The sequence below is a fragment of the Pseudomonas sp. Q12-87 genome (assembly GCF_001269755.1).
In the GTDB taxonomy this organism is placed as follows: domain Bacteria; phylum Pseudomonadota; class Gammaproteobacteria; order Pseudomonadales; family Pseudomonadaceae; genus Aquipseudomonas; species Aquipseudomonas fluorescens_S.
Map to the genome: position 1 here is coordinate 67,583 of NZ_LHVI01000011.1, position 25,313 is coordinate 92,895.

21 protein-coding genes are annotated in these 25,313 nt (G+C 59.0%); 17 read left to right on the top strand and 4 right to left on the bottom strand.

Going from position 1 to position 25,313, the window contains the following annotated elements:
• Positions 1-247: 247 nt before the first annotated feature.
• A complete protein-coding gene (locus AD663_RS06865; protein WP_003179209.1) occupies positions 248-1,036 on the bottom strand; it encodes a VacJ family lipoprotein in 789 nt (262 codons plus the stop codon).
• On the bottom strand, positions 1,029-2,327 hold the full coding sequence (locus AD663_RS06870; protein ID WP_003179211.1) for a hypothetical protein: 1,299 nt from the start codon (positions 2,325-2,327) through the stop codon (positions 1,029-1,031). The genes AD663_RS06865 and AD663_RS06870 overlap by 8 nt, the downstream gene beginning before the upstream one ends.
• Positions 2,328-2,764: 437 nt before the next feature.
• On the opposite strand from AD663_RS06870, the gene AD663_RS06875 reads away from it, so the two are divergent.
• The 3 genes from AD663_RS06875 to AD663_RS06885 all read left to right on the top strand — a co-directional run bounded on the left by AD663_RS06875 (position 2,765) and on the right by AD663_RS06885 (position 5,815).
• A complete protein-coding gene (locus tag AD663_RS06875) occupies positions 2,765-3,619 on the top strand; it encodes a glycine betaine ABC transporter substrate-binding protein (protein WP_003179214.1) in 855 nt (284 codons plus the stop codon).
• A gap of 229 nt (positions 3,620-3,848) precedes the next feature.
• Complete coding sequence (locus AD663_RS06880; protein ID WP_003179217.1) at positions 3,849-4,160, top strand: DUF485 domain-containing protein; 312 nt, start codon at positions 3,849-3,851, stop codon at positions 4,158-4,160.
• Positions 4,157-5,815: a cation acetate symporter gene (locus tag AD663_RS06885; protein ID WP_003179218.1), complete on the top strand. Its 1,659-nt coding sequence runs from the start codon at positions 4,157-4,159 to the stop codon at positions 5,813-5,815. Before AD663_RS06880 ends, AD663_RS06885 begins: the two co-directional genes overlap by 4 nt.
• 298 nt (positions 5,816-6,113) lie before the next feature.
• Here the strand turns inward: AD663_RS06885 and gltA are convergent, their stop codons facing one another.
• Positions 6,114-7,403, bottom strand: coding sequence for a citrate synthase (gene gltA / locus AD663_RS06890; protein ID WP_003172803.1), 1,290 nt, complete (start codon positions 7,401-7,403; stop codon positions 6,114-6,116).
• Positions 7,404-7,767: 364 nt separating this feature from the next.
• On the opposite strand from gltA, the gene sdhC reads away from it, so the two are divergent.
• The 11 genes from sdhC (at position 7,768) to AD663_RS06945 (ending at position 21,863) form a co-directional block, all read left to right on the top strand.
• On the top strand, positions 7,768-8,142 hold the full coding sequence (gene sdhC / locus AD663_RS06895; protein WP_003179220.1) for a succinate dehydrogenase, cytochrome b556 subunit: 375 nt from the start codon (positions 7,768-7,770) through the stop codon (positions 8,140-8,142).
• Complete coding sequence (gene sdhD, locus AD663_RS06900) at positions 8,136-8,504, top strand: succinate dehydrogenase, hydrophobic membrane anchor protein (protein WP_003179222.1); 369 nt, start codon at positions 8,136-8,138, stop codon at positions 8,502-8,504. The genes sdhC and sdhD overlap by 7 nt, the downstream gene beginning before the upstream one ends.
• 3 nt (positions 8,505-8,507) lie before the next feature.
• The gene (sdhA, locus tag AD663_RS06905) at positions 8,508-10,280 is read left to right on the top strand and encodes a succinate dehydrogenase flavoprotein subunit (RefSeq protein ID WP_003179224.1); all 1,773 of its coding nucleotides are present in this window, start codon (positions 8,508-8,510) and stop codon (positions 10,278-10,280) included.
• 11 nt (positions 10,281-10,291) lie between these two features.
• Positions 10,292-10,996, top strand: coding sequence for a succinate dehydrogenase iron-sulfur subunit (locus AD663_RS06910; protein WP_003179226.1), 705 nt, complete (start codon positions 10,292-10,294; stop codon positions 10,994-10,996).
• A 262-nt stretch (positions 10,997-11,258) separates the two neighbouring features.
• On the top strand, positions 11,259-14,090 hold the full coding sequence (locus AD663_RS06915; protein WP_003179228.1) for a 2-oxoglutarate dehydrogenase E1 component: 2,832 nt from the start codon (positions 11,259-11,261) through the stop codon (positions 14,088-14,090).
• Positions 14,091-14,133: 43 nt separating this feature from the next.
• A complete protein-coding gene (odhB, locus tag AD663_RS06920; protein WP_003179230.1) occupies positions 14,134-15,357 on the top strand; it encodes a 2-oxoglutarate dehydrogenase complex dihydrolipoyllysine-residue succinyltransferase in 1,224 nt (407 codons plus the stop codon).
• Between the two features lie 110 nt (positions 15,358-15,467).
• Positions 15,468-16,913 carry a dihydrolipoyl dehydrogenase gene (gene lpdA / locus AD663_RS06925; RefSeq protein WP_053213475.1) on the top strand — a complete coding sequence of 482 codons (1,446 nt, stop codon included), beginning with the start codon at positions 15,468-15,470 and terminating at the stop codon, positions 16,911-16,913.
• 197 nt (positions 16,914-17,110) lie between these two features.
• Positions 17,111-18,277, top strand: a complete 1,167-nt coding sequence (gene sucC / locus AD663_RS06930; RefSeq protein ID WP_003179235.1) for an ADP-forming succinate--CoA ligase subunit beta — start codon at positions 17,111-17,113, stop codon at positions 18,275-18,277.
• Positions 18,277-19,161 carry a succinate--CoA ligase subunit alpha gene (gene sucD, locus AD663_RS06935; RefSeq protein ID WP_003179236.1) on the top strand — a complete coding sequence of 295 codons (885 nt, stop codon included), beginning with the start codon at positions 18,277-18,279 and terminating at the stop codon, positions 19,159-19,161. The genes sucC and sucD overlap by 1 nt, the downstream gene beginning before the upstream one ends.
• A gap of 379 nt (positions 19,162-19,540) precedes the next feature.
• Entirely contained in the window at positions 19,541-20,854 is a 1,314-nt protein-coding gene (brnQ, locus tag AD663_RS06940; protein ID WP_053213476.1) for a branched-chain amino acid transport system II carrier protein, read from the top strand.
• Between the two features lie 271 nt (positions 20,855-21,125).
• Entirely contained in the window at positions 21,126-21,863 is a 738-nt protein-coding gene (locus AD663_RS06945) for a DUF599 domain-containing protein (RefSeq protein ID WP_003179240.1), read from the top strand.
• A gap of 72 nt (positions 21,864-21,935) precedes the next feature.
• Here AD663_RS06945 and AD663_RS06950 read toward each other — a convergent pair whose 3' ends face one another.
• Positions 21,936-22,187 carry a hypothetical protein gene (locus AD663_RS06950; protein ID WP_003179242.1) on the bottom strand — a complete coding sequence of 84 codons (252 nt, stop codon included), beginning with the start codon at positions 22,185-22,187 and terminating at the stop codon, positions 21,936-21,938.
• A 157-nt stretch (positions 22,188-22,344) separates the two neighbouring features.
• On the opposite strand from AD663_RS06950, the gene AD663_RS06955 reads away from it, so the two are divergent.
• From AD663_RS06955 to htpG, 3 genes are all read left to right on the top strand, one after another.
• Positions 22,345-22,821, top strand: a complete 477-nt coding sequence (locus AD663_RS06955) for a PaaI family thioesterase (protein WP_003179244.1) — start codon at positions 22,345-22,347, stop codon at positions 22,819-22,821.
• Complete coding sequence (locus AD663_RS06960; protein WP_003179246.1) at positions 22,818-23,279, top strand: PaaI family thioesterase; 462 nt, start codon at positions 22,818-22,820, stop codon at positions 23,277-23,279. Before AD663_RS06955 ends, AD663_RS06960 begins: the two co-directional genes overlap by 4 nt.
• A gap of 87 nt (positions 23,280-23,366) precedes the next feature.
• Positions 23,367-25,271: a molecular chaperone HtpG gene (gene htpG / locus AD663_RS06965; RefSeq protein ID WP_003179247.1), complete on the top strand. Its 1,905-nt coding sequence runs from the start codon at positions 23,367-23,369 to the stop codon at positions 25,269-25,271.
• Positions 25,272-25,313: the final 42 nt, after the last annotated feature.

A 25,313-nucleotide genomic window follows, 5' to 3' on the forward strand; every position in this document is an offset into this window, starting at 1 on the left:
TCGAGTCCTTGATCTTAAATACGGTACTGCGTCCTTGTGGATCCAATCCTACACGACGTGTCACAAAATGTTAATAAAAAGTTCACAATCAAACATGCGGCGTCATGGATCAGCTCTTGCCGGTGCAATCGCGCGCGTTGTCTTTCTTGGACGAAGAGCAATCAGAAGAAATTAAGCCGGCGCGGAAGGGCATTGGGCAAGGGCCCAACAGCCAACACGCCAGATCGGGGCGTGTTGGCACTAACGGTTACTCGGCGATCTGCAACTTGCGCGACTCGGTGTACACGTAGCGTACCTTTTCATATTCGAACGGCGAGTTCAGCTGGCCGTAGCGGAAACCGGTCTGGTAGCGCTTGTCCACACCGCGTAAAAGCAGCAGTTCCGGGTGGTTGGAGCTGACTTCGGAGACGTTCAGGAAGTTGATCGCTGATTCGGCGGTGTAGTCCACCAGCAAGCCGGAAGTGTCGCGCAGGTTCGAGGGGCCGAAGATCGGCAGGACGAAGTAGGCGCCACCGGGCACGCCATAGAAGCCCAGTGTCTGGCCGAAGTCTTCGCTCTGGCGCGGCAGGCCCATGGCGGTGGCCGGGTCCCACAGGCCGGCGATGCCGACGGTGGTATTGAGCAACAGTCGGGCGGTGGTTTCCATCGAACGCTTGCCCTTGAATTGCAGCAGGCTGTTCATCAGGTTCGGCACGTCACCCAGGTTGTTGAAGAAGTTGCTGACCCCGGTGCGCACGAAACTCGGGGTGATGTAGCGATAGCCATCGACCACAGGCAGGAACACCCACTGGTCGAAGCGATAGTTGAAGTGATAGACCCGACGGTTCCACGACTCCAACGGGTCATAGACATTCAAGGCATTGAGCGTCGAGCGCTCGAACTCGCGCTGGTCCAGGCCCGGGTTGAACTTGAGCTTGGTCAGCGGCTCCTTGAAGCCATCGGAATCGACCACCACGGGCGCATTGGCCTTGCTGTTGTCGGCGTGGACCATGCCCGCACTCATTAACGCAGCGATAAGCAGCAGATATTTAGCCACGGAAGAACTCCAGCATGGCGTCGCTGTTGACGCGGTAGTTAAGGTTGCCGCAGTGGCCGCCCAGTGGATAAACCGTCAGGCGATCGCCAAAGGTCTTGCGCAGGAAACCCAGGTCGCCCGGGCCGAGGATCACATCGTCGGCGTTGTGCATGACGGCAATCTTCGGGCTCTCGTGCAGGTAATCCTTCAGTGCATACAGGCTCACTTGGTCAACCAACTGCAACAGGCTGCCGCCATCGGTGCGCGCACGCCACATCGGAATCACTTGTTCGGTGAGGTAGCAGTCGAAATCGCATTGCAGTGCGCGCTTGAGAAAGGGTGTCAGGCTGGTGCTTTCGGTAATCGGGAATTTGGGCGGAATGATCAAGCCGCGCCGATTGATCAGGTCCGAAGTGAACGCGATATCGGCGGCCGAGAAGCGGAACGACGTGCCGATCAGCATCGCCATCTGCTCGTTGCTCAGGTGTTGCTTGGACTGTTGGAAGTCATAAAGCAGCGCGTCGTTGAGGTCGATGTAGCCTTTTTGCTGGAAGTAACGGGTCAGCTTGTTCAGCACCAGCTCATAGAATGTGGTGGTGTTGTTGATGCCCTTGACCTCGGTCTGGACCAGTTTGTCCAGGTTGGTGATCGAGGTGTAGAGATTCACCGGCGGGTTGAGCAACAGCACTTTCTTGAAGTTGAAGCTGCGTCGGGTTTCGTCCAGATGGGCAACAAATGCTGCGTCCAGGGCGCCAAGGCTATAGCCGCTGAGGTAATACTCGGTCACCGGCAGCTTCGGGTTCTGGGCGCGCACGGCCTGCATCACCCGGTACATGTCCTCGGCGTCTTCCTTGGAAATGCCCGGCGTGGCGAAGCGCGAAGCAGCGCTCATGAAGTCGAAGCTGGTGGGCGACGAGAGTTGCACCACGTGATAGCCGGCCTTGTAGTAGAGCCGCTTGAGGTATTCGTTGATGCTGCTGTCAAACCGCGCCCCGGTGCCGGCGATCAGGAAGATCAACGGCGCGGGCTTGTCCTGGGTGGCCATGCGATAGGTGAGGCTTTTCACCGGCCAGAAATTGTCCGGCAGGATGAATTCGCGTTCCGGGCGCAGGGTCAGGCTGTGGTCCGATTGGTTGATGTCCTCGATCAGCGGCAGCTCCGGACGCAGGTCCGGCGGCGTGGTGGCGATGGTCGCCTCGAACGGGTTGGTCAAGGGATAGCCATAGCTGGCGGCATCGACATCCACCGCCAGCGCGGACGCACTCAGGATAAGGCCGCCGACGAGGGCAGCGAAGCGCAAGGAACGGAGCATGACTAGATCCCTAGGAGGAAGGTGCCGAATGAGGTTCGCAGGCTATGACCACCGAAGCGAAGCCAAGTGCCATGACTGGCATGAATCAGGCGCGAACGGGGTGCGATAGTAGCGGGACGATACACGTTCGCGGGTACTGAGGGCTAGTCATCTGATGACTGTCGCAATTGGGTGTCGCAATTGGGTGTCGCCGATCTGCCCTCTTATAGGGCGCCAAAGGCATGAGAATGGGAGCTGGCGTTCTGATGTCGTTTCTCGATGCCTCGACGTCGCAGGCAGAGCAGGTTCGTGAACGGCGCAGGTTGATGATCGACAGGTCAGTACTCCGCTGGCGTTCGAACCGGTTGCAGGTGAGCGTGATGGGGGCGCTGAGCACCATAACAATACGTTGACGCGGCCCGGCATCCGCCGGGCGCAGCACTTTCGGGGAAGTAACGATGAAGATGCGACGACTCTTGGGCGCAGGTGCCGCACTGGTACTGGCGATCAGCTCCACCCTGGCCAGCGCCGAAAACAAAACCCTGAGCATCGGTTACGTTGACGGCTGGTCCGACAGCGTCGCGACCACTCACGTGGCGGCCGAAGTCATCCAGCAGAAGCTTGGCTATGACGTTAAATTGCAAGCTGTTGCGACCGGGATCATGTGGCAGGGCGTTGCCACTGGCAAGCTGGATGCCATGCTCTCGGCCTGGTTGCCGGTGACTCACGGCGATTATTGGACCAAGAACAAGGACCAAGTGGTCGATTACGGCCCCAACTTCAAGGACGCAAAAATCGGCTTGATCGTGCCGGAGTACGTCAAGGCCAAGTCCCTCGAAGATCTGAAGACCGACGATTCCTTCAAGAAACGCATTGTCGGCATCGACGCCGGTTCAGGCGTGATGCTCAAGACCGAACAGGCGATCAAGGATTACGACCTGACCGGTTATCAACTCAAGGCCAGTTCCGGCGCCGGCATGATTGCCGAGCTGACCCGTGCCGAGAAGAAAAACGAATCCATCGCCGTCACCGGTTGGGTGCCGCACTGGATGTTCGCCAAGTGGAAACTGCGCTTCCTGGAAGACCCGAAAGGCGTTTATGGCGCGGCTGAAACCGTAAACAGCATCGGCAGCAAGGGCCTGGAAGCCAAGGCGCCGGAAGTGGCTGAGTTCCTGAAGAAATTCCAGTGGGCGTCCAAGGATGAGATCGGCGAAGTCATGCTGGCCATCCAGGAAGGCGCCAAGCCCGAAGCTGCGGCCAAGGATTGGGTCGCCAAGCACCCGGACCGCGTGAAGGAGTGGACCGGCAAGTAATTCGCCTGGTTTAGCCGTCAAAAAAAACCGCATGACGTCGCGTCATGCGGTTTTTTTGTGTCCGCGATTATTCAGTTTGCGCCGGCCCCCCCTGTGGGAGCTGCGAAATTTTGCGAGAAACTGGCAAAACCGTCATGTCGTTCTAATACTAAGGTCGTCTGGAACCTGGCCTTGAGCCGCATAGAGTAGGGTTGTTCCAACTTAAATCTGTGCTGCGAGGATAAAAACAATGAACGACAGCATTTACCTCTCGATTCAAAACAGCCCGCGCTTCAAGGAGCTGGTGAGAAAAAGGGAAAAGTTCGCCTGGATTCTCTCGGCGATCATGCTTGGGCTGTACTCCGGCTTCATTCTTCTGATTGCCTATGGGCCACATATTCTCGGGGCGAAAATCACGCCCGAGTCCACCATGACCTGGGGAATTCCAATTGGCGTCGGCCTGATTCTCTCGGCCTTCGTCCTGACCGCTATTTACGTGCGACGCGCCAACGGCGAATTCGACGACCTGAACAATGCGATTCTCAAGGAGGCTCAGCAATGATCCGGCGTCTATTGGCTCTATTGAGCATCGCAGCGTTCGCCCCGGGCGCCTGGGCGGCGGAAGCCCTGACTGGCGCGGTGCAGAAACAACCCCTCAACGTCCCGGCTATCTTGATGTTCGTGGCGTTCGTCGGCGCAACTTTATATATCACCTACTGGGCGTCCAAGAAAAACAACTCGGCGGCCGACTACTATGCGGCCGGCGGCAAGATCACTGGCTTCCAGAACGGCTTGGCAATCGCCGGCGACTACATGTCGGCGGCGTCCTTCCTGGGTATTTCCGCGCTGGTGTTTACTTCGGGCTACGACGGCCTGATTTACTCCATCGGCTTCCTGGTGGGCTGGCCGATCATCCTGTTCCTGATCGCCGAACGCCTGCGTAACCTGGGTAAATACACTTTTGCCGACGTGGCGTCCTATCGCCTCGGGCAAACCCAGATCCGCAGTCTGTCCGCCTGCGGCTCGCTGGTGGTGGTAGCGTTCTACCTGATCGCGCAAATGGTCGGTGCCGGCAAGTTGATCCAGCTGCTGTTCGGCCTGGACTATCACGTTGCGGTGATCCTGGTCGGTATCCTGATGTGCCTCTACGTGCTGTTCGGCGGCATGCTGGCCACCACCTGGGTACAGATCATCAAGGCGGTGCTGTTGCTGTCGGGTGCCTCGTTCATGGCGCTGATGGTCATGAAGCACGTCAACTTCGACTTCAACATGCTGTTTGCCGAAGCGGTGAAGGTTCACCCTAAAGGCGAGGCGATCATGAGCCCTGGCGGCTTGGTGAAGGATCCGATCTCGGCCTTCTCCCTGGGCTTGGCGCTGATGTTCGGTACTGCGGGCCTGCCGCACATCTTGATGCGCTTCTTCACTGTGAGCGACGCCAAGGAAGCGCGTAAGAGCGTGCTCTACGCAACTGGCTTCATCGGCTACTTCTATATCCTGACCTTCATCATCGGCTTCGGCGCGATCCTGCTGGTCAGCACCAACCCGGCCTTCAAGGACGCCGCAGGTGCCTTGCTGGGCGGCAACAACATGGCGGCGGTGCATTTGGCCAACGCCGTGGGCGGCAGCATCTTCCTGGGCTTCATCTCGGCGGTAGCCTTTGCCACCATCCTGGCGGTGGTAGCGGGCCTGACCCTGGCCGGCGCCTCGGCGGTATCCCATGACCTGTATGCCAGCGTGATCAAGAAAGGCAAGGCCAACGAGAAGGACGAGATTCGCGTCTCGAAAATCACCACCATCGCCCTGGCGGTGCTGGCGATCGGCCTGGGCATCCTGTTCGAGAAGCAGAACATCGCGTTCATGGTGGGCCTGGCGTTTTCCATCGCGGCGAGCTGCAACTTCCCGGTGCTGCTGCTTTCGATGTACTGGAAGAAGCTGACCACCCGTGGCGCCATGATCGGCGGCTGGCTGGGCCTGGTGAGTGCCGTGGGCTTGATGATCCTTGGCCCAACCATCTGGGTGCAGATCATGGGTCACGAGAAGGCGATCTTCCCGTATGAGTACCCAGCGCTGTTCTCGATGGCCATTGCCTTCGTCGGCATCTGGTTCTTCTCCATCACCGACAAGTCGACTGAAGGCGCAAACGAGCGGGCGCTGTTCTTCCCGCAGTTCGTGCGTTCGCAGACGGGTCTGGGGGCGAGTGGGGCGGTTAATCACTGAGGCAGCGGCAAGCTGCAAGTTGAAAGCTTCAAGTTAAAGCGGTGCGTTTGAAGAGATACCCCGGTCGAGAGGCTGGGGTATTTTTTTGTGCGCGATAATTGTGGCGTGAATGAAGGCGCTTTCGCGAGCAAGCCCACTCCCACCTTGGAGTGCATTCATCCTGCGGGAGCGGGCTTGCTCGCGAAGGCGTCAGCCCTGCTGCTGAATAAGTAAAAGGCACAAACAAAACGGCCCCCGCTCCTATATAAGAAGCGGGGGCCGTTCCGGTGCAGCTTGAGACCTTCTTACAAGGCAGGTCTTACTTGCGGTCTTCCAGCTTGGTGATGTCACGCGACTCATAGCCGGTGTACAACTGGCGTGGGCGGCCGATCTTGTACGGGCTGGAGAGCATTTCCTTCCAGTGGGAGATCCAGCCGACGGTCCGCGCCAGGGCGAAGATCACGGTGAACATGCTGGTTGGAATGCCGATCGCCTTGAGGATGATCCCCGAGTAGAAGTCGACGTTCGGGTACAGCGAGCGCTCGATGAAGTACGGGTCGGTCAGGGCGATCTCTTCCAGGCGCATGGCCAGTTCGAGTTGCGGATCGTTCTTGATCCCCAGTTCCTTGAGCACTTCGTCGCAGGTCTGCTTCATGACGGTGGCGCGCGGGTCGCGGTTCTTGTAGACCCGGTGACCGAAGCCCATCAACTTGAACGGATCGTTCTTGTCCTTGGCCTTGGCAATGAACTTGTCGATGTTCGAGACATCGCCGATTTCATCGAGCATGGTCAGTACCGCTTCGTTGGCACCGCCGTGGGCAGGGCCCCAGAGTGCAGCGATACCGGCGGCGATACAGGCGAACGGGTTGGCACCCGACGAGCCTGCCAGGCGCACGGTGGACGTCGAGGCGTTCTGCTCGTGGTCGGCATGGAGGATGAAGATCCGGTCCATGGCCTTGGCGAGCACCGGGCTGATCGGTTTGATCTCGCACGGGGTGTTGAACATCATATGCAGGAAGTTCTCTGCATAGGTCAGGTCGTTGCGCGGGTACATCATGGGCTGGCCCATGGAGTACTTGTAGACCATGGCTGCCAGGGTTGGCATCTTCGCCACCAGGCGAATCGCGGAGATTTCGCGATGCTGGGGGTTATTGATGTCCAGGGAGTCGTGGTAGAAGGCCGAGAGAGCGCCGACAACGCCGCACATGACGGCCATCGGGTGGGCATCGCGACGGAAGCCGTTGAAGAAGGTCTTCAACTGTTCGTGAACCATCGTGTGGTTCTTCACGGTGCTGACGAACTGGGCCTTTTGCTCTGCGGTTGGCAGCTCGCCATTGAGCAGCAGGTAGCAGGTTTCCAGGTAGTCCGACTTTTCAGCCAATTGCTCGATCGGGTAGCCGCGGTGCAGCAGGATGCCGTTGTCGCCGTCGATATAGGTGATTTTCGACTCGCACGAAGCGGTCGACATGAAACCTGGGTCAAAGGTGAAACGGCCCGTGGCCGTCAGGCCCCGTACGTCGATTACATCGGGACCAACGGTGCCGGTTAAAATGGGCAGCTCGACGGGGGCTGCGCCCTCGATGATCAACTGCGCTTTTTTGTCAGCCATGTGGCCTCCTATTAATGCTTGGAATCATCAGACAGACCCCCCACGCAGGGCCCGCACCACTATAGTGAGATAAATTCGAATGTCAATTTGCCTAAAGTCTTGCTCCAGAAGGCTTTAACCGGACTTTTTCCGCGAAATTGCCTGCCGTTTACGCCTTTTCCGATGTATGTGCAATGCGCTATTAGGGGAAGGTGAACGCGTTGTCATTAGTAGCCTAACTGTCTATACTCGGCCACCGACCGCCAGGGGCTTTTGGGCCTGCTTTCTTGGGGGTCGTCACTCCCTGGGTGGTGAGTACCTGACCAGTGCGCGCCCCAACAACTTTGCCCTGATTGTTAGGGGCTCTTCAGTGTGAAAAAAAGCCGTGAAAAGCCAACGACCTGTAAACCTAGACCTAAGGACCATCAAACTCCCAGTCACTGCTTACACGTCCATTCTTCACCGAATTTCCGGTGTCATTCTCTTCGTCAGCCTGGCCATCATGCTTTACGCATTGGACAAGTCGCTCGACTCGGAAGAAGGCTTCGGTCAGGTGAAAGCGTGTCTGACCAGTCCGCTAGCCAAGCTAGTGATTTGGGGCATCCTGTCCGCCTTGCTGTATCACTTGGTTGCCGGTGTGCGCCACTTGATCATGGACATGGGCATCGGTGAGACGCTGGAAGGCGGCAAGCTGGGCTCGAAAATCATTATCGCCGTGTCTGCGGTGCTGATCGTTCTGGCAGGAGTCTGGATATGGTAACCAACGTCACGAACCTCTCGCGTTCGGGCCTCTATGACTGGATGGCGCAGCGTGTGTCTGCGGTCGTTCTCGCGGCTTACTTCATCTTCCTGATCGGATATGTCGTAGCAAATCCCGGCCTGGGCTATGCCCAATGGCACGAACTGTTCGCAAACAACTGGATGCGTATCTTCAGTCTGCTGGCACTTGTCGCACTGGGCGCTCACGCCTGGGTCGGCATGTGGACCATCGCGACCGACTACCTGACGCAGATGGCGTTCGGCAAGTCGGCGACTGCCGTACGTTTCCTTTTCCAGGCAGTATGCGGCGTTGCGATGTTCGCTTACTTCGTCTGGGGTGTGCAGATTCTCTGGGGTATCTGATCCATGGCTAACATTCCAACGATTTCTTTCGACGCCATCATCATTGGTGGTGGCGGTGCCGGCATGCGCGCTGCGCTGCAGCTGGCACAGGGCGGTCACAAGACTGCCGTGATCACCAAGGTTTTCCCGACCCGTTCGCACACTGTATCCGCCCAGGGCGGCATCACTTGCGCCATCGCTTCGGCCGATCCGAACGATGACTGGCGCTGGCACATGTACGATACCGTCAAGGGTTCCGACTACATCGGTGACCAGGACGCTATCGAATACATGTGTCAGGAAGGTCCAGCCGCAGTGTTTGAGCTGGACCACATGGGCCTGCCGTTCTCGCGTACCGAAACCGGCCGCATCTACCAGCGTCCGTTCGGTGGCCAGTCCAAGGACTACGGCAAGGGCGGCCAGGCAGCGCGCACTTGCGCGGCGTCCGACCGTACCGGTCACGCGCTGCTGCACACGCTTTATCAGGGCAACCTGAAAGCCGGCACCACGTTCCTGAACGAGTACTACGCTGTTGACCTGGTGAAGAACCAGGACGGCGCCTTCGTCGGCGTGATCGCAATCTGCATCGAAACCGGCGAAACCACCTACATCCGCGCCAAGGCCACCGTACTGGCGACCGGCGGTGCAGGTCGTATCTACGCTTCCACCACCAACGCCCTGATCAACACCGGTGACGGCGTCGGCATGGCCCTGCGTGCTGGCGTACCGGTACAAGACATCGAAATGTGGCAGTTCCACCCGACTGGCATCGCCGGCGCCGGTGTACTGGTCACCGAAGGATGCCGCGGTGAAGGCGGTTACCTGATCAACAAGCACGGCGAGCGTTTCATGGAGCGTTATGCTCCGAACGCCAAGGACCTTGCCGGTCGTGACGTCGTGGCTCGCTCGATGGTTAAAGAGATCATCGCCGGCAACGGCTGTGGCCCTAACGGCGACCACGTGATGCTCAAGCTCGACCACCTGGGCGAGGAAGTGCTGCACAGCCGCCTGCCAGGCATTTGCGAACTGTCCAAGACTTTCGCTCACGTCGATCCAGTCGTCGCGCCGGTTCCGGTCGTTCCAACCTGCCACTATATGATGGGCGGCGTTGCCACCAACATTCATGGTCAGGCAATGACCCAGAACGCCGACGGCGTGGACGAAATCATCCCTGGCTTGTTCGCAGTGGGTGAAGTGGCTTGCGTATCGGTTCACGGTGCCAACCGCCTGGGCGGCAACTCGCTGCTCGACCTGGTGGTCTTCGGCCGCGCTGCCGGCCTGCACCTGGAAAAAGCGCTGACCGACGGTATCGAATACCGCGACGCCAGCGACACCGACATCGAAGTCGCCCTCAAGCGCCTGGCTGGCCTGAACGAGCGTACCGAAGGCGAAGACGTCGCCACCCTGCGTCGCGAGCTGCAAAGCTGCATGCAGAACTACTTCGGTGTGTTCCGTACCGGCGAATACATGCAGAAGGGTATTGCCCAGCTGGCGCAATTGCGTGAACGAATTGCCAACGTGAAGATCAACGATAAGTCGCAGGCGTTCAACACTGCCCGTATCGAAGCGCTGGAATTGCAGAACCTGCTGGAAGTGGCCGAAGCCACCGCCATCGCCGCTGAAGTGCGTAAAGAGTCCCGTGGTGCCCACGCCCGCGAAGACTTTGAAGACCGTGACGACGAAAACTGGCTGTGCCACACCTTGTACTTCCCGGGTGATAAGCGCGTCACCAAGCGTGCCGTGAACTTCTCGCCGAAGACCGTTCCGACGTTCGAACCCAAGATCCGGACTTACTAAGGGTGGCCGCCATGTTGCAAGTCAGTGTTTATCGCTACAACCCTGATCAGGACGCCGCGCCGTTCATGCAGGATTTCCAGGTCGAGACCGACGGTAAAGACCTGATGGTGCTGGACGTGCTGGCCTTGATCAAAGAGCAGGACGAAGGTTTTTCCTATCGTCGCTCTTGCCGCGAGGGCGTTTGCGGCTCCGACGGCATGAACATCAACGGCAAGAACGGCCTGGCCTGCATCACGCCGCTGTCGGCCGTGGTCAAGGGCAACAAGCTGATCGTCCGTCCGTTGCCAGGTTTGCCGGTTATCCGTGACCTGGTCGTCGATATGAGCATCTTCTACAAGCAATACGAGAAGGTGAAGCCATACCTGCAGAACGACACGCCGGCTCCGGCCATCGAGCGTCTGCAGTCTCCGGAAGAGCGTGAAAAGCTCGACGGTCTGTACGAGTGCATCCTGTGCGCTTGCTGCTCGACCTCGTGCCCGTCCTTCTGGTGGAACCCGGACAAATTCCTGGGGCCGGCCGCCCTGCTGCAAGCGTATCGCTTCCTGGCAGACAGCCGTGACACCAAGACGTCCGAGCGTCTGGCGGCACTGGATGACCCGTTCAGCGTTTTCCGCTGCCGCGGGATCATGAACTGCGTCAACGTCTGCCCGAAAGGCCTGAACCCGACTAAGGCCATCGGTCACGTACGTAACATGCTGCTGCAAAACGGCGTGTGATTCAGCTGCTGTACCCGTAGAACCGCTGTACCCGTAGAGGCGAGGGCGTGGGCTTCAACCCACGTCCTGGCTATAACCAGAACAGCTGCTTACAAAGTGGCCGTTCTTATTTTGAAGAAATGAGACAAGCAGGGGCATCCGGGCTGGTACCCGGACTATCAGCGTGATCCTAAGTGGCTTGTTTTAGTCGCTGCACTCGGACTTCTGCAAGTTTGCTCGGTGTTTTCGCCGGTGGTGTTCCCCTAATCGAGGGTGACCAAGCATGCAAGAAAGCGTGATGCAGCGCATGTGGAACAGTGCCCACCTCTCCGGTGGTAACGCTGCCTATGTGGAAGAGCTCTACGAGCTCTACCTGCACGACCCTAACGCTGTGCCAGAAGAATGGCGCACCTACTTTCAGAAGTTGCCGGCTGACGGGAACTCTGCCACTGATGTTTCGCACTCGACAATTCGCGATCATTTCGTGCTGCTGGCAAAGAACCAGCGCCGCGCTCAACCGGTGTCTGCCGGCAGCGTGAGCAGTGAGCACGAGAAGAAGCAAGTTGAAGTGCTGCGACTGATCCAGGCCTACCGGATGCGGGGCCACCAAGCAGCCCAGCTGGACCCGCTGGGGCTGTGGCAGCGTCCTGCACCTGCAGACCTGTCGATCACTCACTACGGCTTGACCAATGCCGATCTTGATACGACCTTCCGTGCCGGCGACCTGTTCATCGGCAAAGAGGAAGCGAGCCTACGCGAAATTCACGAAGCGTTGCAGCAGACATATTGCCGCACCATCGGCGCTGAGTTCACGCATATCACCGATTCCGAGCAGCGCCAGTGGTTCCAGCAGCGTCTGGAAAGCGTTCGTGGCCGTCCGACGTACTCCGCCGAGATCAAGAGCCACTTGCTCGAGCGCGTCACCGCCGGTGAGGGCCTGGAGAAATACCTGGGCACCAAATACCCAGGCACCAAGCGTTTCGGCCTGGAAGGCGGCGAAAGCCTGATTCCAATGCTCGACGAGCTGATCCAGCGTTCGGGTTCCTATGGCACCAAGGAAGTGGTCATCGGCATGGCCCACCGTGGCCGTCTGAACGTTCTGGTCAACACCTTCGGCAAGAACCCGCGCGAGCTGTTCGACGAGTTCGAAGGCAAGAAGAAGGTCGAGCTCGGTTCCGGTGACGTCAAATATCACCAGGGCTTCTCATCCAACGTGATGACCTCGGGTGGCGAAGTCCACTTGGCCATGGCTTTCAACCCGTCCCACCTGGAAATCGTTTCCCCGGTGGTCGAGGGTTCGGTCCGTGCCCGTCAGGATCGCCGCAACGACCCGACCGGCGAGAAGGTGCTGCCGATCTCCCTCCACGGTGACGCGGCATTCGCCGGTCAAGGCGTGGTCATGGAAACCTTCCAGATGTCGCAGACCCGCGGTTTCAAGACCGGCGGCACCGTGCACATCGTGATCAACAACCAGGTCGGTTTCACCATCAGCAACCCGGAAGACTCGCGTTCCACCGAGTACGCAACCGACGTCGCGAAAATGATCCAGGCGCCGATTCTCCACGTGAATGGCGATGACCCGGAAGCCGTGCTGTTCGTGACCCAGTTGGCCATCGACTACCGCATGCAGTACAAGCGTGACGTGGTGATCGACCTGGTCTGCTACCGTCGTCGCGGCCACAACGAGGCCGACGAGCCAAGCGGCACCCAGCCTCTGATGTACCAGCAGATCGCCAAGCAGCGCACTACCCGTGAGCTGTATGCCGAGCGCCTGACCCAGAGCGGCGTACTGGATGCAGCGCGCGTCCAGGAAAAAGTCGATGAATATCGCAATGCCCTGGACAACGGCCTGCATGTTGTAAAAAGCCTGGTCAAAGAGCCGAACAAAGAGCTGTTCGTGGACTGGCGTCCGTATCTGGGCCACGCCTGGACCGCTCGTCACGACACCCGCTTCGACCTCAAGACCCTGCAGGAACTGTCCGCCAAGCTGCTGGAAATTCCGGAAGGCTTCGTGGTCCAGCGCCAGGTCGCGAAAATCTACGAAGACCGTCAGAAGATGCAAGCCGGCGGCCTGCCGATCAACTGGGGTTACGCCGAAACCATGGCGTACGCGACCCTGGCGTTCGAAGGTCACCCGATTCGCATCACCGGCCAGGACGTAGGCCGCGGTACTTTCTCGCACCGCCACGCAGCGTTGCACAACCAGAAAGACGCCGGCACCTACATCCCGCTGCAACACCTGTACAAAGGCCAGCCACGTTTCGACCTGTACGATTCGCTGCTGTCCGAGGAAGCCGTCCTGGCGTTCGAATATGGCTATTCCACCACCGAGCCGAATGCACTGGTGATCTGGGAAGCCCAGTTCGGCGACTTCGCCAACGGTGCCCAGGTGGTTGTCGACCAGTTCATCACCAGCGGCGAGCACAAGTGGGGTCGTCTCTGCGGTCTGACCATGCTGTTGCCACACGGTTATGAAGGGCAGGGGCCGGAACACTCTTCGGCACGTCTGGAGCGTTACCTGCAATTGTGCGCCGAGCACAACGTCCAGGTCTGCGTACCGACGACCCCGGCTCAGATCTACCACCTGCTGCGTCGTCAGGTCATCCGTCCGCTGCGCAAGCCGCTGATCGTGCTGACTCCGAAGTCGCTGCTGCGTCACAAACTGGCGATCTCCACCCTCGAAGACCTGGCCGAAGGCTCCTTCCAGACCGTTATTCCAGAAATCGATACGCTGGACGCGGCGAAGGTGACTCGCCTGGTCCTGTGCAGCGGCAAGGTCTACTACGACCTGCTGGAAAAACGTCGTGCCGAAGGCCGCGAAGACATCGCCATCGTGCGTATCGAGCAGCTTTACCCGTTCCCGGAAGAAGACCTGATGGAGGCCATCGCGCCTTACACCAACCTCACCCACGTGGTGTGGTGTCAGGAAGAACCGATGAACCAAGGCGCGTGGTACAGCAGCCAGCATCACCTGCGTCGCAGCATTGGCAACCATAACAAGGCCCTGGGCCTGGAATATGCCGGCCGTGATGCTTCTGCGGCACCTGCGTGTGGTTATGCGTCGATGCACGCCGAGCAGCAGGAAAAACTGCTGCAAGATGCTTTCACTGTTTAAGCCTTCGTGCTGACTGAAACCGAATTTTAAGGACCCACAGATAATGGCTATCGAAATCAAAGCCCCGTCATTCCCGGAATCGGTTGCCGATGGCACCGTTGCCACCTGGCACAAGAAACCAGGCGACGCTGTAAAGCGTGACGACCTGATCGTCGACATCGAGACCGACAAAGTCGTTCTGGAAGTGTTGGCCGAAGCTGACGGCGTGCTCGGCGCAATCGTTGCCGAAGAGGGCGCTACCGTCCTGTCCAACCAGGTACTGGGCTCGATCGAAGAGGGCGGTGCTGCCGCTGCTGCTCCGGCCGCCGCCGCTGCTCCTGCTGCAGCCCAGGCCGCAGCGCCTGCTGCCGATGGCGAAGACGATCCAGTCGCTGCCCCGGCCGCTCGCAAGATCGCCGAAGAAAACGGCATCAACATCGCTTCCGTTGCCGGCACCGGCAAGGGTGGTCGTGTGACCAAGGAAGACGTAGTGGCCGCCGTTGCTGCCAAGAAGGCCGCGCCTGCCGCTGCCCCGGCCAAGCCTGCCGCGCCTGCCGCTGCTGCTCCGGTGTTCGCTGCCGGTGATCGCGTTGAAAAACGCGTTCCGATGACTCGCGTTCGCGCTACCGTGGCCAAGCGTCTGGTAGAAGCCCAGTCGAACATGGCGATGCTGACCACTTTCAACGAAGTCGACATGACTGAAGTCATGGCCCTGCGTTCGAAGTACAAGGATCTGTTCGAGAAGTCCCACAACGGCGTACGCCTGGGCTTCATGTCGTTCTTCGTCAAGGCTGCCACCGAAGCGCTGAAACGCTTCCCGGCCGTCAACGCGTCGATCGACGGTTCCGACATCGTCTACCACGGCTACGCCGACATCGGTGTTGCGGTTTCCAGCGACCGTGGCCTGGTGGTTCCGGTCCTGCGCAACGCTGAATTGATGAGCCTGGCCGAAATCGAAGGCGGCATCGCCACCTTCGGCAAGAAGGCCCGTGACGGCAAGCTGTCCATCGAAGAGATGACCGGCGGTACGTTCACCATCACCAACGGTGGTACATTCGGTTCGATGATGTCGACCCCGATCGTCAACCCGCCGCAAGCGGCGATCCTGGGCATGCACAACATCCTGCAGCGTCCGATGGCGATCAACGGTCAGGTCGTGATTCGTCCGATGATGTATCTGGCACTGTCCTACGATCACCGCCTGATCGACGGTAAAGAAGCCGTGACTTTCCTGGTAACCATCAAGAACCTGCTTGAAGATCCGGCTCGTCTGTTGCTGGACATCTGATTTCGCCGCGAGGGCCGGTCGGTTGACCGGCCTCTTGCTGAAACAACCGGTTTCGTCCCACGACGGTCACCACGAGTGACCGTTCGGTTTGATTCGAAAAGGAATGACTCATGACTCAGAAATTCGACGTGGTAGTGATTGGTGCGGGCCCTGGCGGCTACGTAGCGGCCATCAAGGCTGCGCAACTGGGCCTTACCACTGCCTGCATCGAGAAATACACCGACAAAGAGGGCAAGTTGGCCCTTGGCGGTACTTGCCTGAACGTCGGCTGCATTCCATCCAAGGCGCTGCTGGACAGCTCCTGGAAATTCCACGAAGCGCAAGACGGCTTGGCTATTCACGGCATTGGCGGTGTCAACCGCGAAAGCGTCACCATTGACGTGCCTGCCATGGTTGGCCGCAAAGCCAACATCGTCAAAGGCCTGACCTCAGGTGTTGCCACCTTGTTCAAGGCCAACGGCGTGACCTCGATCCAGGGCCACGGCAAGCTGCTGCTGGGCAAGAAAGTCGAAGTGACCAAGCCAGACGGCTCGGTTGAAGTGATCGAAGCCGAACACGTCATCCTCGCACCAGGCTCGCGTCCAATCGACATTCCACCGGCTCCGGTCGACCAGAACGTGATCGTCGACTCCACCGGCGCCCTGGAATTCCAGACCGTGCCAAAACGCCTCGGTGTGATCGGCGCTGGCGTGATCGGCCTCGAGCTGGGTTCGGTATGGTCGCGCCTGGGTTCGCAAGTGACTGTGCTTGAAGCCCTCGACACCTTCCTGATGGCCGCCGACACCGCGGTTTCCAAGGAAGCGCTGAAAACCCTGACCAAACAGGGCCTGGACATCAAGCTGGGCGCTCGCGTGACCGGCTCCAAGGTCAACGGCGAAGAAGTCGTGGTGACCTACACCGACGCCAACGGCGAACAGACCATCACGTTCGACAAGCTGATCGTTGCGGTCGGCCGTCGTCCGGTGACCACTGATTTGCTGGCAGCTGACAGCGGTGTGGAAATCGACGAGCGCGGCTTCATCGCTGTCGATGACCAGTGCGCAACTGCCGTGCCGGGCGTTTTCGCCATCGGTGACGTGGTACGCGGCATGATGCTGGCGCACAAGGCGTCCGAGGAAGGCATCATGGTCGTCGAGCGCATCAAGGGCCACAAAGCCCAGATGAACTACGACCTGATCCCATCGGTTATCTACACCCACCCGGAAATCGCATGGGTCGGTAAAACCGAACAGGCCTTGAAAGCCGAAGGCGTTGAAGTTAACGTCGGCACCTTCCCGTTCGCTGCCAGTGGCCGTGCCATGGCCGCCAACGATACCGGCGGTTTCGTGAAAGTCATCGCCGACGCCAAGACGGATCGCGTTCTGGGCGTTCACGTGATTGGCCCAAGCGCTGCCGAGCTGGTACAGCAAGGCGCGATCGGTATGGAATTCGGCACCAGCGCTGAAGACCTGGGCATGATGGTCTTCTCCCATCCGACCCTGTCCGAAGCCTTGCACGAAGCGGCCTTGGCCGTAAATGGCGGCGCCATCCACGTGGCGAACCGCAAGAAGCGTTAATAGACAATAAGAAACCACGGCGGTATCGGCCCGTCGTGAGCCTTGCGAGCAAGACTCACCGCGGAATGTCCGCTGGACGCAGTCTTGCGTAGCTGAGCCGGTTCACCGGAAAGCTACGCGAGCAGCAGTCACAGGTGGTGCGGCACCTCGATGGTGCAGCACCGAATGCGCAGTACCTAACGAAGACGGTAATAAGCATGAATCTTCACGAGTATCAGGGTAAGCAGCTGTTCGCTGAGTACGGCCTGCCAGTATCCACCGGTTACGCGGTAGACACCCCGGAAGCGGCAGCAGAAGCTTGCGACAAAATCGGCGGCAGCGAATGGGTTGTCAAAGCCCAGGTTCACGCCGGTGGTCGCGGTAAAGCGGGCGGCGTCAAGCTGGTTCGCAGCAAAGAAGACGCCAAAGCCTTCGCACAACAGTGGCTGGGCAAGCGTCTGGTGACTTACCAGACTGACGCCAACGGTCAGCCAGTCACCAAGATCCTGGTTGAATCGTGCACTGATATCGCTAAAGAGCTGTACCTGGGCGCTGTCGTTGACCGTTCGAGCCGCCGCATCGTGTTCATGGCTTCCACCGAAGGTGGCGTGGACATCGAGAAGATCGCTCACGATACCCCTGAGAAAATTCTCAAGGCCACCATCGATCCACTGGTTGGCGCACAGCCATTCCAGGGTCGCGAGCTGGCTTTCCAGCTGGGCCTGGAAGGCAAGCAAGTCACTCAGTTCGCCAAGATCTTCGTTGGCCTGGCCAAGCTGTTCCAGGACCACGACCTGGCACTGCTGGAAGTGAACCCGCTGGTGATCAAGGCTGACGGCGACCTGCACTGCCTCGATGCCAAGATCAACATCGACGCCAACGCCATGTACCGTCAGCCTAAGCTGAAGACTTTCCACGATCCGTCCCAGGACGATCCGCGCGAAGCGCACGCTGCCAAGTTCGAACTGAACTACGTGGCCCTGGAAGGTAACATCGGCTGCATGGTCAACGGTGCTGGCCTGGCCATGGGTACCATGGACATCGTCAACCTGCATGGCGGCAAGCCAGCCAACTTCCTCGACGTTGGCGGTGGTGCTACCAAGGAACGCGTAACCGAAGCGTTCAAGATCATCCTGTCCGACACCAATGTCGCCGCAGTACTGGTCAACATCTTCGGCGGCATCGTTCGTTGCGACATGATTGCCGAAGGCATCATCGGCGCCGTGAAAGAAGTTGGCGTGAAAATCCCGGTTGTTGTTCGCCTCGAAGGCAACAACGCTGAGCTGGGCGCTAAAGTACTGGCAGAAAGCGGTTTGAACATCATCGCTGCTACCAGCCTGACCGACGCTGCTCAACAAGTCGTTAAAGCTGCGGAGGGCAAATAATGAGCGTCCTGATCAATAAAGACACCAAGGTTATCTGCCAGGGCATTACCGGTTCGCAAGGTAGTTTCCACACCCAGCAAGCCATCGAATACGGCACCAAGATGGTCGGTGGCGTAACACCGGGCAAAGGCGGCACCGAGCACCTGGGCCTGCCAGTGTTCAACACCGTGAAAGACGCCGTAGCAGCCACTGGCGCCACCGCCAGCGTGATCTACGTTCCGGCTCCTTTCTGCAAGGATTCCATCCTGGAAGCAGCTTTCGGCGGCATCAAGCTGATCGTCTGCATCACCGAAGGCATCCCGACCATCGACATGCTGGAAGCCAAGGTCAAGTGCGACGAGCTGGGTATCACCCTGATCGGCCCTAACTGCCCAGGCGTGATCACTCCAGGCGAATGCAAGATCGGCATCATGCCAGGTCACATTCACTTGCCAGGCAAGGTCGGTATCGTTTCCCGTTCCGGCACCCTGACCTACGAAGCTGTGAAGCAGACCACTGACGCCGGTTTCGGTCAGTCGACTTGCGTCGGCATCGGCGGTGACCCGATCCCAGGCTCCAACTTCATCGACATCCTGAAGCTGTTCCAGGAAGACCCGAAGACCGAAGCGATCGTCATGATCGGTGAGATCGGCGGTTCGGCTGAAGAAGAAGCGGCTGCCTACATCAAGGCAAACGTGACCAAGCCGGTTGTTTCCTACATCGCGGGTGTGACTGCTCCTCCGGGCAAGCGCATGGGCCATGCTGGTGCGATCATCTCTGGCGGCAAAGGCACTGCAGACGAGAAATTCGCTGCGCTGCAAGACGCAGGCGTAAAAACCGTGCGTTCGCTGGCAGACATCGGCAAGGCCCTGGCCGAGCTGACTGGCTGGGAAATGAAGAAGTAAGCTTCGGCTGACCTTTTCGTTCCAGCAACAAAGGCCACCTTCGGGTGGCCTTTGTCGTTTCTGGCCTTGGGGATTCGTTGATCTGCCTTCTGTGGCGAGGGAGCTTGCTCCCTCACCACGGGGCCGTGGGTATCTGCCAAGCGGGGCGAGCCGAAGAATAGATACGTAAATGCGACACGCGAACGTCGCGTATCGGATAGTTCGCCCCTTAACAGTGCGTTTGTCGGCCAAATTCGTTAGGCTAGCAGCCATTTTTGCGGTCGCCGCCCACAAGGAAGCGATCTGCTAAACGGGCCGGTCCCATACGGATCGGCAGCATTTCCCTCACCCATAAGGGAAATCCCTCTCTAAATTCCGATTCAGTAGTGTGGTTTCCTTAATGAAAGTGTTGAAAGGCCAGGACATCCTGGCGCTTGGTTTCATGACATTTGCGCTGTTCGTCGGCGCCGGCAACATCATCTTTCCGCCTATCGTCGGTTTGCAGTCCGGGCCTCATGTCTGGATGGCGGCGCTGGGCTTCCTGATCACGGCGGTCGGTCTGCCGGTCATCACGGTCGTGGCACTGGCCAAGGTCGGTGGTGCGATGGATGCCCTGAGCAGCCCCATCGGCAAGGTCGCCGGTGGTGTGCTGGCGGCGGTCTGCTACCTGGCCGTCGGCCCGCTGTTCGCCACGCCGCGTACCGCCACCGTCTCGTTCGAAGTCGGCCTGGCGCCGCTGACCGGTGAAAGCCCGCTGGCGTTGTTGGCCTACAGCGCGGTGTATTTCCTGCTGGTGTTCTTCATCTCGCTCTATCCGGGCCGCTTGCTGGACACCGTCGGACGCTTTCTCGCGCCACTGAAGATCATCGCCCTGGCCGTACTGGGTATCGCCGCGTTTGCCCTGCCAGCCGGCGATATTGGCGTGGCGACTCCCGAATACGTCGCCGCGCCGTTTTCCCAAGGGTTTATCAACGGCTACCTGACCATGGATACCCTGGGCGCCCTGGTGTTCGGCATCGTCATCGTCAACGCGATCCGTTCCCGTGGCGTCGAGTCGCCCGCCCTGATCACTCGCTACGCCATCATCGCCGGGCTGATCGCCGGCGTGGGCCTGGCGCTGGTCTACGTCAGCCTGTTCCGCCTGGGGTCGGGCAGTCATGAAGTGGCTGTCGGCGCGACCAACGGCGCCGCTGTGCTGCATGCCTACGTGCAACACACGTTCGGCAACCTGGGCAGCGGCTTTCTTGCCGTGCTGATTTCCCTGGCGTGCCTGGTGACTGCGGTTGGCCTGACCTGCGCCTGCGCCGAGTACTTCAGCCGCGTCTTGCCCCTGTCCTACAAGACATTGGTGGTGATCCTGGCGGCGTTTTCGCTGCTGGTGTCCAATCTGGGCCTGACCAAGCTGATCGCCTTCTCGATTCCGGTCCTGACCGCGATCTATCCACCCTGCATCGCCTTGGTGGCACTGAGCTTCTGCAAGGATTTCTGGAACGAGCAAGGGCGCATCGTAGGGCCGGTGATGCTGGTGTCGTTCCTGTTTGGCCTGATCGATGCCCTCAAGGGCGCCGGGTTGGCGGACTGGATGCCGGCGCAGCTGGCTCACCTGCCGCTCAGCGAGCAAGGCCTGGCTTGGCTGGTGCCTTCGGTGATGACGCTGGCAGTCGCGGTGGTGTGTGATCGCCTGCTGGGCAAGCGCAGCGAAGCCTTGGCGTAAATAACCGAGAGGGAGTCCTCGCTGGAAATGGAAATGCCCCGTATCAATCGATGCGGGGCATTTTTTTGGTGCAGTGTCTTTTTCCGTGGACTAACGTCGAAGCAATGTCTTGAAAGTTGCGAAAATCTCTGTGGGAGCGGGCTTGCTCGCGAATGCGATCTGTCTGTCAGCCATGTATTGATTGACCCACCGCTTTCGCGAGCAAGCCCGCTCCCACAGGGTTCACCGCGACTATTGCTCCAGCTCTTGTTTTCGTCACACAGGAAATCGAATGTCATTCATCCAAGCCAATCTGATTCACTTGCTTGCCGCCGCCTGGTTCATCATCTGCTGGGGCGGCTATACCCGTTACGCCACCTGGAAAGCCCGCGATACAGCGTGCCTGGCCAGCGTGATGCACTTGTACCGCGAAGACTGGATGCGGCGCATGCTGTTGCGTGAAAACCGCATCGCCGATGCCAGCGTGATCGGTAACCTGGAGCGCAACGCGTCGTTCTTTGCCTCCAGCACGCTGATTATCCTGGCAGGGATCCTGACCGTGCTTGGCGCGTCTGACCGTGCGGTGTCGCTGCTGGCGGACCTGCCGATGGTGCAGCAAGCGTCCCAGGGCATGGCGGAGGTTAAATTGCTGTGCTTGGCCCTGGTGTTTGTGTACGCATTCTTCACCTTCAGTTGGTGCATGCGCCAATACAACTTCGCCGCAGTGCTGGTGGGTTCGGCGCCGATGATTGGCGAACGCCATGTGTCCGAGCAGGAGCGCAAGGCTTTTGCACTCAGGGCGGCGCGGGTGATTTCCATGGCGGCCAACCAGTTCAACTTCGGGCTGCGCTCGTATTATTTCGGCATGACCATGTTGGCGTGGTTCGTCAGCCCCTGGTTGTTCATGTTGATGAGTGCTGGCGTGGTGTTTGTGCTGTATCAGCGCGAGTTCCATTCCGATGTACTGGACGTGATGGTCTATACCCCAACGGAAGCGCCTGTGACTGAAGTCGGTAAGGAAGCGGTCTGACAGACAATTCCTTGAATGACAGGCGAAAGAAAACCCGCACCAGGCGGGTTTTCTTTTGCCGCTAAAACCGGATCAGTTGGTTTTAGGCGCGGTAGCAGGAGCTTGTTCCTGCGTGGCGGCTTTGTTCGATTCGGCCTGATCTTTGGCGGCTTCGGCGTTTTCTTTCGCCGCGTCGTTCACTTTATCCTGTGCTTTGCTCATGTCTTGCTGAGCTTGTTCAGCATGTTGGTTGGCATCTTGAGCTTTGTCCTCGGATTTTTTATCGCAGGCAGCGAGACCGAGGGAGGCGGTCAACATCAAGGCAATAGCTAAAGTCTTACGCATGGGGTGTTTCTCCTTATGGAAATAACTACTGGCCGTTTGAGCGCAGCCCCCAAGATTAAGTTCCTGCTTTGTCATAGATATATAACTTTCCAATCGGATGGAACTTTACAGGTGGCGCCTGCTATCAGGCCCTGTCCTTTACCGGAGCGGTTAACAAATGGTCGAAGACCCTGTTTTTGAGCGCGCGACACGCTTTTTATCGGCGCTCAGGCATTGCCAAGTACTGGGCTTGAAGCTGCACAGCGCCAATCGTGAAGGCTTGACGGTCATTTTGCCCTTCAGTCCCCGCATCGTTGGCAACCCACTCACCGGTATTATCCATGGTGGCGCGCTGACGTCATTGATGGACACGGCCTGCGGGATGTCGACCTTGTGCGTTCTCCCGCAATTCGAGGTCTGCCCGACCCTGGACCTGCGCATCGACTACATGCACGCCGCCGAGCCTCATAAGGATGTCTACGGCTTCGCCCAATGCTATCGGGTCACCCCGGACGTGATCTTCACCCGTGGTTTTGCCTATCAAGACGACCCCGAGCAGCCCATCGCCCATGTGGTGGGTACGTTCATGCGCCTCGGCCAGCACGCCCGGGGCATAAGCAAGAGCGGCCCGATGGCTGCCGTGGACCGGCCATGACCGACATCACCCAGGAACAACTGCGCCAGGCTTGCGCGCAGGGCGACTACGCGCGGCTACTGGCCTCGATCCCCTATGCGCAACTTATCGGCGTCGAGTGCACGCGCCAGGACGATACGCTGGTGTTCCGCTTGCCGGCCAACAAGGACAACATTGGTAACCCTTTGTTGCCTGCCATCCATGGCGGGGTCATCGCCGGTTTCATGGAATTGGCCGCTGCCGTCCATTTGCTGATCGCCACTGGCGCCCCGGGCGTGCCGAAAATCATCGACTTTTCGCTGGATTACCTGCGCACCGGGCAGTTTCGCGACACTTACGCCAAATGCCAGGTCTGGCGCCAAGGGCGGCGGGTGGCCAACGTCGCGATCACCGCCTGGCAAGACGTTGAGGCCGAACCCATCGCCACCGCCCGGGCACATTTCAAAATCCAGGAGCCCACAAAAACCGATCGCCCTTGAAATCATCCCCATTGCCCCCACCTTGAGGACATCCCGCCGCCAATCTCTGCGAGGCGGACACCACCATCCACTTGGAGTTTGATGACCATGAGCGTGGAAACTCAAAAGGAAACCCTGGGCTTCCAGACCGAGGTGAAGCAACTGCTGCACCTGATGATTCACTCGCTGTATTCAAATAAGGAAATTTTCCTTCGCGAGTTGATTTCGAACGCCTCCGACGCCGTCGACAAATTACGTTTCGAAGCCCTTTCCAAGCCTGAATTGCTGGAAGGTGGCGCTGAGCTGAAGATCCGAGTGAGCTTCGACAAGGACGCGAAAACCGTCACCCTCGAAGACAACGGCATCGGCATGAGCCGCGAAGAAGTGATCACGCACTTGGGCACCATCGCCAAGTCCGGCACTGCCGACTTCATGAAGAACCTGTCTGGCGATCAGAAGAAGGATTCCCACCTGATCGGCCAGTTCGGCGTTGGTTTCTATTCTGCGTTCATCGTCGCCGACCAAGTCGAAGTGTTCAGCCGCCGTGCCGGCCTCGCTGCGAGCGAAGGCGTGCACTGGTCGTCCAAGGGCGAGGGCGAGTTCGAAGTTGCCACCGTCGACAAGGCTGATCGCGGTACTCGCATCGTGCTGCACCTCAAATCCGGTGAAGACGAGTTCGCCGATGGCTGGCGCCTGCGCAACATCATCAAGAAGTATTCCGACCACATCGCGCTGCCGATCGAGCTGCCGAAGGAAGTCACCGCTGCCGAAGGCGAAGAAAAGCCCGAAGTGGAGTGGGAAACCGTCAACCGCGCCAGTGCCCTGTGGACCCGTCCACGCACCGAGGTGAAGGATGAGGAATACCAAGAGTTCTACAAGCACATCGCCCATGACTTCGAAAACCCGCTGAGCTGGAGCCATAACAAGGTCGAAGGCAAGCTGGAATACAACTCGCTGCTGTACGTGCCGGCCCGCGCGCCGTTCGATCTGTACCAGCGCGAAGCACCGCGTGGCCTCAAACTCTACGTACAGCGCGTATTCGTGATGGACCAGGCCGAGTCGTTCCTGCCGCTGTACCTGCGCTTCATCAAGGGTGTGGTGGACTCCAACGACCTGTCGCTGAACGTATCGCGGGAAATCCTGCAGAAAGATCCGATCATCGACTCCATGAAGTCGGCGCTGACCAAGCGTGTATTGGACATGCTGGAGAAACTGGCGAAGAACGAGCCAGAGCAGTACAAGGGCTTCTGGAAGAACTTCGGCCAAGTGATGAAAGAAGGCCCGGCCGAAGATTTCGCCAACAAAGAGAAGATCGCCGGCCTGCTGCGCTTTGCCTCGACCCAGGGTGACGATGGCGAGCAGATCGTAAGCCTGGCCGATTACCTGGCCCGCGCCAAGGAAGGCCAGGACAAGATCTACTACCTGACCGGCGAAACTTATGCACAGGTCAAGAACAGCCCGCACCTGGAAGTCTTCCGCAAGAAAGGCATCGAAGTGCTGCTGCTGACCGACCGCATCGACGAATGGCTGATGAGCTATCTCAACGAATTCGACGGCAAGAGTTTTGTCGACGTTGCGCGCGGTGACCTGGACCTCGGCAACCTGGATTCGGAAGAAGACAAGAAAGCTGCCGAAGAAGTCGCCAAGAGCAAGGAAGGCTTGGTCGAACGGATCAAGACTGCCCTGGGCGACGCCGTCAGCGAAGTGCGGGTTTCTCACCGCCTGACCGACTCTCCAGCGATCCTGGCCATCGGCGAACAGGACCTCGGCCTGCAAATGCGCCAGATCCTCGAAGCCAGCGGCCAGAAAGTGCCGGACTCCAAGCCGATCTTCGAATTCAACCCGGCCCACCCGCTGGTGGAGAAGCTCGACAACGAACAGAGCGAAGAGCGTTTCGGCGACCTCTCGCACATCCTGTTCGACCAGGCAGCTCTGGCGGCCGGCGACAGCCTGAAGGACCCGGCGGCGTATGTGCGCCGCCTGAACAAGCTGCTGGTTGAACTGTCAGCTTAATCAAGTGCAGGAAAAACCCGCTTCGGCGGGTTTTTTCATTTC